This window comes from Streptomyces sp. NPDC007164, from assembly GCF_040634135.1.
Lineage (GTDB): Bacteria > Actinomycetota > Actinomycetes > Streptomycetales > Streptomycetaceae > Streptomyces > Streptomyces sanglieri.
Map to the genome: position 1 here is coordinate 1 of NZ_JBEYFB010000060.1, position 13645 is coordinate 13645.

General features: G+C 69.6%; 3 protein-coding genes. All 3 read right to left on the reverse strand.

Annotated features, from left to right (window positions below; translation table 11 throughout):
• A partial coding sequence (locus ABZ622_RS37150) for a condensation domain-containing protein (RefSeq protein ID WP_360551019.1) occupies positions 1-2023 on the reverse strand: 2023 nt, incomplete at its 3' end.
• Positions 2020-11832 carry an amino acid adenylation domain-containing protein gene (locus tag ABZ622_RS37155; RefSeq protein WP_360551021.1) on the reverse strand — a complete coding sequence of 3271 codons (9813 nt, stop codon included), beginning with the start codon at positions 11830-11832 and terminating at the stop codon, positions 2020-2022. The genes ABZ622_RS37150 and ABZ622_RS37155, both read right to left, overlap by 4 nt.
• Positions 11833-12122: 290 nt before the next feature.
• On the reverse strand, positions 12123-13400 hold the full coding sequence (locus tag ABZ622_RS37160) for an MFS transporter (protein ID WP_360551023.1): 1278 nt from the start codon (positions 13398-13400) through the stop codon (positions 12123-12125).
• Positions 13401-13645 lie beyond the last annotated feature (245 nt).

Here is a 13645-nt window from a genome sequence, read left to right on the forward strand (position 1 = left end):
CCACGAGGCGACCGCCGTACGTCAGCGCGCCCCAGATCTCCCACACCGAGAAGTCGAAGGCGAAGGAGTGGAACAGCGTCCACACATCCTCCGGAGCGAACCCGAAGTCCCCATCCGTACCCCGCAACCGGTTCACCACACTGCGGTGCTCGACCAGCACACCCTTCGGCACACCCGTCGAACCCGACGTGTAGATCACATACGCCAGATCACCCGGCCCGACATCCGTCACGAGGTCGCCGGACGACTCGCGGCCGATGGCCTCGCTTTCGGCGTCGACGCACACGGCGGTGAATCCGCTCTCGGGCAGCCGCTCCCGCAGCCCCGCCCGCGTCACCACGACCGGAGCCGCCATATCCTCGACCATGAACGCGAGTCGCCCGGAAGGGTATTCGGGATCCAGCGGCACGTATGCGCCACCGGCCTTCAGTACGCCGAGCAGACCGACCACCAGATCGATCCCGCGCTCCATGCACACCCCGACCAGAGTGCCGGTAGCAACCCCGCGCGCTTCGAGGTGATGTGCGAGCCGGTTCGACCGGGCGTTCAACTCACCGTACGAAAGCGACTCTTCGCCGAAGACCACGGCCACCGCACCCGGACACTCCCGTGCCCGCTCCGCCACCAGACCGTGCAACGTCGCCGCATCCGCGACACCCGCCTCCGCACCGCCCCAGTCCCCCCACAGCGCACGTAACTCCGCCGCACCCAGCATCTCCAACTCACCCACCAGGGCCGCCGGATCGACCACCAAGGACGAAAGGAGCGCACCGAAGTGACCGGCGAGACGCTCGATCTCCTCGTGCCGGAACAGGCTCTTGTCGTACGTGACTTCCGCGAGGAGGTGCTCGTCGGTGTGGCCGACGGCGACGGTGAGGGGGTAGCCCGTGCGGGCGATGCCCTTCTGGTGCTGCACGGCGAGGTTTTCCGGCAGGTCCGATTCCCCGAGGATCTTCGGGTAGTTCTCGAAGACGAGGATGGACTGGAAGAGCCGCTCGCCCTTCGGAACCGCGCTCCACCCCTGCGCGTCGACCAGCGACGTGTACTCGTACTGCCTCAACTCCACATGCTCGACCTGGAGTTCACGCAACCAATCCACCACCGGAAGATCCGACCGCACCCGGGCACGCACCGGCAGCGTGTTGATGAACAGGCCGACGATCGATTCTGCGTCGGCGAGCCCCGCGGGTCGCCCGGAGACGGTGGATCCGTAGACGACGTCGTCGCCGCCGCCGTAGCGGGAGAGGAGCAGCGCCCAGGCGCCCTGCACCACCGTGTTGACGGTCACCCGGTGGGCGCGGGCGAAGTCGCCGAGACAGCCCGCAAGGTGGGCGCCGAGCTCCAGGTCGACGTCCCCGAAGCCGCTCGCGCCGGTCGCCCCGCCGATGCCGAGTGCCGTCGGCTCGGCGAATCCGCCCAGATAGCGGCGCCAGAACTGCTCGGCGCGGTCCCGGGACTGCTCGTCGAGCCAGCCGATGTAGCGCGCGTACGGGATGGGGTCGGGGAGCCGGGCCGCGGTGCCGTCCGTGGCGGCGCGGTAGAGGGTGAACACCTCCTTCTGCACCATCTGCGTGCTCCAGCCGTCGAGCAGCAGGTGGTGGAAGGTCCACAGGACCGTCGCCCGCTCGTCGGCGAGGCGGACCACCGTCAGGCGCAGCAGCGGCGCGGAGCCCAGTTCGAAGCCACGGCCGCGGTCCTCGCCGAGCACGTCGTCGAGCCGACTCCGCTGTTCGCCGGCCGGCAGAGACCGCCAGTCGATGACCTCGAAGGGCAGCTCGACCTTGCGCTGCACCACCTGCACCGGCTCGTTCAGGCCCTCCCACACGAACGCGCTGCGCAGTGCCGAGTGGCGGTCGACCACCGTCTGCCAAGCCTCCCGCAGCCGCGTCACGTCCAGCGGTCCGGTGAACTCGTCGATGGACTGGGCGACATAGGGGTTCGCGTCCGACGCGTCGTACAGGACGTGGAACAGCATCCCGGACTGAAGTGGCGTCAGCTTGTAGATGTTTTCGACGTTGGTCATTTTGAGAACCTTTCAAGGACTGACGCCAGACCTGCTTCATCGAGTCCCGCGAGCGGGAAGCTGTCGGCCGAGACGGTGTTGCGGCCTGCGCCGGCGGTCTCGTCGAGCAGTTCCGTCACGCGGCTCCGCAGGCTTTGGGCAAGTGCTTCGATCGATCCCTCGGTGTACGTGTCGGCCGCGTAGGCGAGCTCGAAGGACAGCGACCCGTCCTGGAGCACGGCGGTGACGTCCAGGGAGTGGACGCGCACGCCGACCGGGGCGGCGAATTCGCCTTCATTCAGGGGTAGTTGGACTGCTTCGCCCAGACCCGCGGGCGGCGGGGCGGCCGACTGGGCGACGGTCAGCACCACAGCGGTCCGCTCGCCACCGGCACGTCCCTCGGTCCGGCTTTCCGCCGGACGCAGCAGGCAGCCGACGGTGCGGGTGAGGTCCATGCCGTCGAAGGGCCGCTCACGGCCGCTCACGGCGAGCTCGACCCGTGCGGGCCCCTCCCGCCAGTCGCGCACCGCCGACTCCAGTGCCTCCAGGGCGACTTCGGTCAGCCGGGTCCCCCGCTCCTCCTCCGTGGCATGCGCGGGCGTTGCGCTCGGGGCCCACTCGGCGTGGATCCGCACCCGGGCCGTGGCGGAGGGCTCCGCCCCCGCGTCGGCGACACGTGCCGCCCAGGCCGTGAACGGCGTGCTCTTCAGGGGCAGTACGACGTCCTTGCCCGCCGCAAGGGCCTGGTACGCGATGTCCAGATCGGCCAGCAGGATCGGCCAGGATTCCTCGTCGACCGCGAGTCGATGGGCGACAAGGAGGAGGTGCCGGGCCCTGCGTTCACCGATGTCGAAGACGGCGCCGCGCAGCAGCGGGCCCTCGGCCGGGTCGAGGCCCGCCCGCAGGGTGCGGCAGGCGGCCTCCATCGCCGTGCGACCGGCCTCCTCCGTCCGGTCCGTCAGGTCATGGTGGTCCAGGTGCGCGTCCGCGTCGGAGGTGACGTACAACTTCCGTGCGTCGCCGCCCGGTTCGGAGCGCAGGCGCAGCGCTTCGTGGTGGTCGATCACCACGGCCAGTGCCTGGCGCAGCGCTTCGGCGTCGAGCTCCGGGGTGGCGATCAGCCGGGCGGTGGCGCCCTGGACTCCGTGGTACGAGGCGTCGTCCAGAAGCGCCCGCTGGTGCGCGGTCGCCGTCACCGCCCCTGTCACCGGGGGCTCGGAGGTCTGGCTGCAGGGCGCCGCGTGCTCCGCCAGTTCCGTGACCGTGGGGTGGCTGAACATCATCGGCGGGGTGATGAACAGGCCGAACCTTCGGACGCGGGCGATGACCTGGATGCTGAGGATGGAGTCGCCGCCGAGCCCGAAGAAGTTGTCGTGGGCGCCGACCCGGTCCACGCCGAGCAGATCGCTCCAGACGCGGGCCACCACCCGCTCCGCCGGTGTGCGCGGGGCGACGTACGTCTCCCCCAGGTCGGGGCGCTCGGCGTCGGGTGCGGGCAGGGCCTTGCGGTCCACCTTCTTGTTGCCGGTCAACGGCAGCCGGTCCAGGAAGACGAACGCGCTCGGCACCATGTACTCGGGCAGGCTCCGCGCGCACCACGCCCGCAGCGCGGACACGTCGGGCCGTTCGGTGCCGCGTCCCGTGACGCAGTAGGCCACCAGCCGCTTCGCGCCCGGCGGGTCCTCGCGCACGACGACGACCGCGGAATCGACGGCATCGTGCCGCAGGAGCGCGGACTCGACCTCACCGAGTTCGATGCGATGCCCCCGGACCTTGACCTGATGGTCGATCCGCCCCAGATACTCGACAGTGCCGTCGGCCAGCCGCCGCACGAGGTCACCGGTGCGGTAGACACGGGCCTGCGGGTCCTTCGAGAAGGGGTGCCGCACAAAGCGTTCCGCCGTCAGCTCGGGGCGGTTCAGATAGCCGCGGGCCACGCCGGCCCCGCCGATCCACAACTCACCCGGCACACCCACCGGAGCCAGGCGGGCGAACCGGTCCATCACGAAGAGCTCCGTGTTGGCGATGGGCTCGCCAATGCTGACGGCGCGTGCCCCGGGCGCCACCTCGGCGGCCAGGGACCAGATGGTGGTCTCCGTCGGCCCGTAGAGGTTGGTGACCCGTCGGGCCCTGCGGGTCAGACGCTCGGCGAGGTCCAGGGGCAGCGCCTCGCCGCCGGTCAGGACGTGCAGCCCCGCGGCCTCGTCCGGCAGCACATCGACGAGCATCTGCCAGACCGACGGGGTCGCCTGCATCACGGTGACACGCTGCTCGGTCAGGAGCGCGGCGAGCGCCAGCGGGTCGCGGGCCTGTTCCCTGCCGGCCAGCACCACCCGGGCCCCCGTGACCAGCGGCACGTACAGCTCCAGGTTGGAGATGTCGAACATGATGGTCGTCACGGACAGCAGCCGGTCCTCGGGCGAGACGTCCAGCCGGTCGCGCAGCCCGAGCAGCAGGTTGGTGAGGGCGCTCCGGGGCACCCCGACGCCCTTGGGCCTGCCGGTGGATCCCGAGGTGTAGATGACGTACGCAAGGTCGTCGCCGGATGCTTCGGACGGCAGGTCCGCGGCGCTCTCCCGCGCCACGGCCGCCGCGTCCGCGGCACCGTCCACGCTGACGACCGCGGCGCCGCTCTCGGGCAGCCGGTCGCGCAGGCTCTCCTGGGTCACCACGACCGGGGCCGCGGTGTCCTCCAGCATGAACATGAGGCGGTCCACGGGGTATTCGGGGTCCAGCGGGACGTACGCGCCACCGGCCTTGAGCACAGCCAGCAGGCCGACGACCATGTCGGGGCCGCGCTCCAGACAGACCGCGACGAGCGTGTCCGGGCCCACTCCCAGCCCCTTGAGGCGGCGGGCGAGCCGGTTGGCCGCGGCGTTCAACTCCCCGTATGTGAGGGACTGTTCGCCGAGGGTCAGCGCCACCGCGTCCGGGCGCTCGCGCACACGCTCCTCGAAGAGCTCGGGGACGCCGAGATCCGCGGGGAAGGGGGCCGCCGTGTCGTTCCACTGGACGAGGAGCCGCTCGCGTGCGGCGCCGGTCAGCAGCTCCAGTTCGCCGACCCTCCGGTCGGGGCCCGCGACCGCGGCCGCGAGAAGCACCCCGAAGTGCCCCGCCATCCTTTCGACCGTCGCGCGGTCGAAGAGGTCGGTGGAGTACTCGACACGGGCCGCGATGCGGTCGCCGTCCTCACGGACCGACATCATCAGGTCCAGGGCAGAGGTGGCTGCTCGGAGCGGCAGCCACTCGGCGTCCAGTCCCTCGAACCGCCAGTGCTCGTCGGCGCCGTCCTGCGGGGCGAGCATCACCTGGAACAGCGGGGTGCGCGAGAGGTCCCGCTCGGGGGCCAGCTCTTCCACGAGGCGCTCGAAGGGGATGTCCTGATTGCCGTAGGCGTCCAGGGCACGGCCCTTGACCTGCCGCAGCAGCTCTCGGACCGTCGGGTTGTCGCCGAGGTCGGCCCGCAGGACAAGGTTGTTGACGAAGAACCCGACCAGGCCCTCGGTCTCCGACCTGTTCCGTCCGGCGATCGGCACGCCGACCGCGACGTCGGACTGGCCCGAGTACGAGGAGAGCAGCACCTGGAAGAGGCCGAGCAGCACCATGAACAGCGTGCAGTCCTCGCGCCGCGCCAGCTCCCGCAGCCCTTCCGCCACGGCGCCGGGCACCTCGAACTCGATGCTCGACCCGCGCCCCGAGCGCACCGGCGGCCGCGGCCGGTCCGTCGGCAGCTCCAGCGGCTCAAGGCCGGCCAACGCCACGCGCCAGTAGTCCAGTTGGCCGTCGAGTGCGGCGTCGCGCAGCCACTCCCGCTGCCAGAGCGCGAAGTCCGCGTACTGCACCGGCAGCGCCGCGAGGTCCGCGGGGCGGCCCGCGCGCTCGGCGGCGTACAGCTCCGGCAGCTCCTGCGCGACAAGCCGCATCGACCAGCCGTCGGAGACGATGTGGTGCACCACGACCAGGAGCAGGTGCTCGTCCCCGGCGGCCCGCACCAGGGCCGCCCGCACCAGCGGTCCCGCTGCGAGGTCCATCGGCCGGAACGCCTCGCGCCGCACCACCTCCAGCGGCTCCGCCCCGCCGTCGAGCCGGGTCAGGGATAAGTCGGCAGGCTTGTCCACGAGTTGCCGCGGGTCGCCGTCGGGGCCCGTGACGAACCGCGTCCGCAGCGCCTCGTGCCGCTCGACGAGCCGCGTGAGGGCCCGCTGCAGCGCGGCGTCGTCCACGGTGCCGCGCAGACGGACGACGACCGGCAGCAGATACTCGGCCGACTCGGCCTGCAGCTGGTCGAGGAACCACAGGCGCTGCTGCCCGAAGGACAGGGGCAGTTCACCGCCGGCGGCCCTGGGGAGCAGCGGAACGCGGTCCGCGTCCCCGGGCCGGTCGCTCAGGTGCTCGACGAGGCCCGCGACCGTCGGATGAGCGAAGAGATCACGTACCGGCACCTCCATCTGCACTTTGTTCGCGAGGCCGTTGACGACGCGCATCGCAAGGAGCGAATGGCCGCCGAGGGAGAAGAAGTTGTCGTGGATCCCGACCCGCTCCACGCCCAGCACGTCGGCCCAGACGCGGGCCACCTGTTCCTCGACCGGGGTGCGCGGGGCGACGTAGCCCTGCGCGAGCTCCGGCCGTTCGCCCTCGGGTGCGGGCAGGGACTTGCGGTCCACCTTCTTGTTCGCAGTCAGGGGCAGCCGGTCGAGGAGGACGAAGCCGCTGGGCACCATGTACTCAGGCAGGCTACGCGCGCACCACGCCCGCAGCACGGACACGTCGAGGTCGCGACCGGCCCTCGGCACGCAGTACGCGGCGAGGCGCTTGTCACCCGGCCCGTTCTCCCACGCGAGCACCACGCAGGACGCCATGTCCTCGTGCTCCATGAGGGTCGACTCGACCTCGCCGAGCTCGATGCGGATGCCGCGCACCTTGACCTGCTGGTCGATGCGGCCGAGGAAGTCGAGCGTGCCGTCGGGCAGCCACCGCACGAGGTCGCCCGTGCGGTACATGCGGCTGCCGGATGCGCCGTAGGGGTCGGGGACGAAGCGCTCGTCGGTGAGCTCCGGGCGGCGCAGATAGCCGTGGGCGAGACCGACCCCGGCCGCGTACAACTCGCCCGCAGCGCCCGGCGGCACGAGCCTGCGGTGCGCGTCGAGGACGTACAGGCGCGTGTTGCCGACGGGCCGGCCGATGGGGGCGACGCCGGGCCACCGCGAGACGTCTGCGGGCAGCGCGTGGTCGGTGACGCCGTGCGTCTCGGTCGGCCCGTAGCCGTTGTGCAGGGTGCACCAGGGGTGGCGGGTGTGGAAGGCGCGGGCGGAGTCGCCGAGTACGTGCGTGTCGCCGCCCTGGGCGATGACGCGCAGCTCCGGCAGGACGGCGCCCGTGGCGTTGGCCGCCTTGTAGAACTGCTCCAGGACGAGGTTCGGGGCGTTGAGTTCGTGGATGCCGTGCCGCTCCAGCCAGCGCACCAGGCCGACCGGGTCAATGCGGACGTTCTCCGGCGCGACGACCAGGCACTTGCCGTACAGGAGGGCGCTGAGGATCTCGTAGGGCGCGATGTCGAAGCTGATCGTCGCGAACTGGGCGACCCTGCCGTGCGGTTCGCCGGGGGTGGCCGCGCGCAGCCAGGACGTGAGGTTCACCAGGCCCGTGCCGGGCATCACCACGCCCTTGGGGCGCCCGGTGGAGCCCGAGGTGTACATAACGTAGAAGGGTGTGTCCCGGGTGACGGGCCCGAGCCGGTCGCCGTCGTGCGGATCGGTGGCCGGGCACGCGTCGATCTCCGCCGCGCAGTCCGGGTCGTCCAGGACGAGCCGGTGCGGCTCCGCGGGCAGCGCGCTCTGGACGGTGGTGTGCGTGAGAGCGCAGGTAGGCCGGGTGTCCTCGATCATGTACGCGATGCGGTCGGCCGGGTGCTGGACGTCGATCGGCAGGTAGGCGGCGCCGGTCTTGGCCACGCCCAAGAGCGCCGCGACCAGGTCGACGGACTTGGGAAGGGCCAGCGCCACCACCTGTCCCGGTCCCGCGCCGGCGGAGATCAGGCGGTGGGCGATCCTGTTGGCACGCCGGTTGAGTTCGCCGTAGCTGAGCCCGGTGTCCTCGTGGAGCACGGCCGGTGCGTCCGGGGTCGCGGCCGCCTGTTTCTCGAAGAGGGCGGGCACGCTGTCGGCGGGCAGCGGGTGGCCGGTGTCGTTCCACTCCTCGAGGAGCTGGTGCCGGTCGGCGGCGCTGAGCATGTCGAGCGCGCCGATCCGGGCATCGGGTGCGTCGACCGCCCTGGCCAGCAGGGTCTGGAAGTGCCGGGCCATCCGCTCAGCCGTGGCCCGCTCGAAGAGGTCGGTGCTGTAGCTGAGCAGCCCCTGAAACGTGTCGGAGGATTCCTGGAGGACAAGGGTGAGGTCGAACTGGGCACCGTCCATGCCCGTGCGGAGCGGTTCGCTCTCCAGGCCGGGGAGGTCCCACACCTCGTCGGAGAGGTTCTGCGGAGTGAGCATCGCCTGGAAGAGCGGGGTGCGGCTCAGGTCGCGGTCGGGCGCGAGGTCCTCCACGAGCCGCTCGAAGGGCACGTCCTGGTGGGCGTAGGCGCCGTGCGCGGACTCCCTGACCCGGCCGAGGAACTCTTCGAACGTGGGGTCGCCCGACAGGTCCGCACGGATCACCAGGGTGTTCACGAAGAAGCCGATCAGGCCTTCGGTCTCAGCCCGGTTGCGGCCCGCCGCGGGCACCCCGACGGCCACGTCGTCCTGCCCGCAGTACTTGGCGAGGTGGAGCTGGAACACCGCGAGGAACGCCATGAAGGGGGTGACGCCCGTACGGCGCGCCAGCCGCCGCAGCCCTTCGGACACCTCGGCGGGGACGGCGAACCCCACGCTCGCGCCGGCGCCCGTGCGCTGCGGCGGCCGCTGACGGTCGGTGGGCAGCTCCAGGGGTTCGAGACCCACCAACCGCTCGCGCCAGTAGGCCAGTTGACGTTCCAGGAGGTCGCTGCGGAGCCGGTCGCGCTCCCAGGCGGCGAAGTCCGCGTACTGAACAGGAAGTTCGGGCAGCGCAGGGGCGCGGTCCTCAACGGCCGCCGCATAGAGCTCCCCCACCTCCTCGGCGAGGACAGAAGCCGACCAGTCGTCGGAGACGATGTGGTGCAGGACCACCAGGAGGAGGTGCGTGTCGGCCGCCTCGCGCACCAGGACCGCGCGCAGCAGCGGGCCGTCCTCGGGATCCAGCGGCCTGCGGGCCTCCTCCCGTGCCAGCAGGAGCGCCTCGTCGCGCCCGGCCGCGTCCCGCCGCTCGACCCTGAACTCGACCGCCGGGACGACGTGTTGGCGCGGCTCGCCGTCGTCACCCCGCACGATCCTGGTGCGCAGCACCTCGTGGCGTCCGAGGAGCCCGGTGAAGGCGGCGTCGAGTGCGGGGGCGTCCACGACGCCGCGCAGCCGCACGACCCGGTGGGTCAGGAGCTGTCCGCTGTCGGGCGTGAGCCGGTGCAGGAACCACAGGCGCTGCTGTCCGAACGACAGGGGAGCGTCCCGGTCCTTGCGGCCGCGCGGCTTCGGGGCGGCGGCCACGGAGTCCGGGAGTTCCTCCGCGCGCTCGGCAAGGGCGGCGACGGAGGGGCAGGCGAACAGGTCTCCGACGGTAAGGTCCAGGCGCAGGTCGCTCGTGATGCGGTTGACCACACGCATCACCAGCAGCGAGTGCCCGCCGAGGTCGAAGAAGTCGTCGTGGATGCCCACTCGGTCCACGGCCAGGATGTCGGCCCAGATCTGGGCGAGTCGTTCCTCCGTGGGTGTGCGCGGCGCCACGTACCGCCCGTCGAACTCGGCGCGCAGGCCGCTGGGCTTGGGGAGGGCCTGCCGGTCCACCTTGCCGTTGGCGGACAGCGGCAGCCGCTCCAGGACCACGAACGCGTTGGGCACCATGTGCTCGGGGAGCCGCTCGGCGACGTGCCTGCGCAGCGCCCGGCGGAGCTCGGCCTCATCGCCGCCGGCGACCGGGGCATTGGCGTACCGCGCGAGCCCACCTGCTGCCGGCGCGGCGTCGGCCGCTCCGTCGCGCCCCTGCCGTGAGACGGCGCTCGGCCCGTCGCAGACGATGTACGAGACCAGGCGTTTGTCGCCCGGCTGGTCCTCACGCACCACGGTGACCGCTTGGGTCACCTCCGGGTGCGCGAGAACGGCGGCGTCGATCTCGCCGAGCTCGACCCGGAATCCGCGGATCTTCAGTTGGTGGTCCATCCGCCCGAGGAAGTCGATGTTCCCGTCCGGGAGCCATCGGACGAGGTCGCCTGTGCGGTAGACGCGGGCATCCGGGTCGTCGGAGAACGGGTGGGGCACAAAGCGTTCGGCGGTGAGTTCCGGACGGTTGAGATAGCCGCGGGCGACACCCGCTCCGCCGATCCACAGCTCGCCCGGGAATCCGACGGGGGCCGGGTTGCCGTGCCCGTCCATCACATACAGCTGGGTGTTCGCCATCGGCCGCCCGATGGGCAGTGTGCCACTGGTCGCAAGCATGCCCGGGCTCACCTCATAGAGGGTGGCTCCCACGGTCGTCTCGGTGGGCCCGTATTCGTTGAGGACGACGGTGTGCGGGGCGCAGCGCGCGGCAGCCGTCGTTGCGAGGTCGGCGGTGAACGGCTCGCCCGCCACCACCAGGGTTCCCACGTCGAGGAGGGCGTCTCTCCGGTCGAGCTCCTCCAAGAGGAGTTCGAGGTGAGAGGGGGTGAGTTTGACCGTGCTGAAGTGTTCGCCCCTGGCGAAGGCCGCGGCGAGCATGCCGATGCCCGCAGGACCGGGCTCCGCCATAACGACCACAGACTCCCCCTGAACCAGCGGCAGAAAGATCGAGGGGATCGGCAGATCGAAGGCAATGGACGACAGCAGGACCGATCCGTGGCCTCGTCCGGTGCGCGGGAACGCGGAGTCGGCGCTCATCAGAAAGTCCGCAAAGTTGCGGTGGCTGACCTGGACGCCCTTGGGCGTTCCCGTCGATCCGGAGGTGTAGATGACGTACGCGAGATCGTCGCTGCCGGCGGCGGGAGGCACATCGTCGGCGGGGAGCCCCGCGATGGCCGGCCCGTCGCTGTCCACGCACACGACCGACGGTCCCGCGGACGGCAGCCGACTGCGGAGGGCCTCCTGGCTGACAACGGCCGAAGCCCCGGTGTCCTTCAGCAGGAAGGTGAGCCGCTCTGTCGGATGGTCCGGGTCCAAGGGAACGTAGGCAGCGCCGGACTTCAAGATGCCCAGCAAAGTCGCGACGAGCTCGACGCCCGGGCGCAGACAGACCGCCACGAGGCTGCCGGGGCCCACGCCGAGGCTTATGAGGTGGCGGGCCAGTTGATTGGCCCATGCGTTTAGTTCTTGGTACGAGAGCTGCTGTTCGCCGCAGATCACGGCAGTGGCTTGCGGAGTGCGCGCCGCTTGCAGAGTGATCATCGCAGGTGATAATGCGTCGGCCGGATGGTGTACCTCGGAGTCGTTCCAGTCGACGAGGATCTGCCGTCGTTCGGCTTCGGTCAGCAGGTTCAGGGTGCCGACGAGGGCCGCAGGGTCCGCGACGAGGGCGGCGAGAAGTGTCCTGAAGTGGCCTGTCGTCCGGTCCGCAGCCTGATCGAGGGGCTCGTGGGGTGCGGTGACGAGGCGGACAGAGCGACCATCGGCGGCCAAGGACGCGAGGGGGCTGACGCCGTCGCTCCCGGCCGCGCCGTGCGTCGTCGGCTCCAGCAGCCACTCACCGACGGGGGTGTCGGCGTCCGGAAGCGTAGGCGCCCCGTCGCCCTGGCCGCCGTATCGCGCCATGAGCAGGTGCCCGATCTTCTCGACCACCACCTCCGGAGCCACGCCACTATTTCTTGCGAACTTGCCTATAGCGTTGTGGAGTTGAGAGTCCAGCACGAACACAGTAGATCCGGCGAAGTCGTCACTACCCACAGCCATTCTCAGGGAACCCTTTCTGCGCATAGATCAGCTCCCTCCCCGCTGGCACGCACGGACTTCACCGAAACGCCTCCACAGAGGAGCGTTGGGCCGCACAACGGGCAGGATTCAGTGAGGATGGAGCCGGCAAATTCAGAAGTAGAATTTGCCAGGGTCACACACTGGGCAATCCACCGGGTGACGCACCTGGCACTTCAGCCCTTGGCGACGGCCCCCTCAGGAGTCGCGTCGCCCTTGTCCGGCGACGAGGGGAACTTGCGCATTCCGCGCAGTGATGACAAGAGAATCGGAAGGAAGGCGAAACACCCGGCGGCCGCGCATACGAGGAGCGCCTCGCGCGACCCAACCCACCCTGCCACCGCGCCGCCCAGCATGGAACCGGCCGGCATCGCACTCCAGGTCAGGAATCGCATCGTCGCATTGACACGTCCGAGATATTCATCGGGCGTCAGAGCCTGTGTACAACTGACCTGAGTGACGTTGTAAACGACTGTCATGAACGCGGTGAGGCCGTTCGCGCACGCCGCGATCCAGAGGGACCAGCCGGAATCGACGAACGGAAGGACGAGTGCGAAAGGGGACCCGATCAGCAGTATCAGCCACATGGCTGGGCCGGGCCCAAATTTCTCGGATATGCGCCTGGAGACAAAGGAACCGAGGAGCCCGCCCACGCCGGACACACTCAGGAAAAGGCCGATCAGAGCGGGCGAAAGGTCCAGCGTCCTCGCCAGGAAGAGCATGGTCACCGTATAGACGGCATAGGACGTCAGGTTCAGCCAGGCCGTCGAGCCTGCGATGGCAAGAAGCCGGGCGTTTCCCCACACCAGACGCAGTCCGGCCTCGACCTCCTTGAGCATCCGGGACTCCGGCCTGCGGACGGGTTCCTTCTCCACAGTGCGAATCCGGAAGATGGAGATCGAAGCTACGGCGAGACCCACACTGGTCACCACGAAAGAGACCGGAGCGGTAAGCAGCGCCACCACCTGACCGCCGAGCGATGGACCGCCCACGGCGAAAACCTGTTGAACGCCGACGAGCTTCGCGTTCCCTTCCAGAACTCTGTCCCGCCCTATGAGACTCGGCAGGTAACTCTGATACGCAACATCAAAGAAGACATTGCAGGAACCGAAGAGTAGAACCGTGACATAGAGCTGCCAAATCGAAAGGAGATCCGCCCACCAGAACAAAGGGATGGAAATCAAGATGACGGACCGAGCCAGCTGACAGAACGCCAGTATATTGCGACGCCTCAGCCTGTCCACCCACACACCGGCCGGCAGGCCGATCAAGAGAAAAGGAAGGGTCAAAAAGGTGGATACAAGACCCACCTCGAAGTCGCCAACATCCAACGCTATAACCGCGACCAGAGGAATCGCAATTCTTGCAATACTCACACTTGCGGCACTAGCCGCTGTCGCAACGAATAGATTCCTAAATCCCTGATCTCCAAATATTCCCGTTGCCCTGATCATGCCAATTAACGTATCAGCCACATTGATCGACTCACAAGAAGCCTTAACCACGAAGGGCGTTTCGTGTGCAAATATGCACCCCCCAGGTTTTCCCAGACCAGCACGATCAGGTCACCGAGGCTGGATGTGTTCCCCGACCAGCAGAATCGCGCAGATCCCGAATGCCGATGCCCTTCGGTTCACCCTTGCGGCCTCGATACCGCGAAGCGAGTAGTACCTCCGGGTCCGTCCGCCCGGTCTGTAGC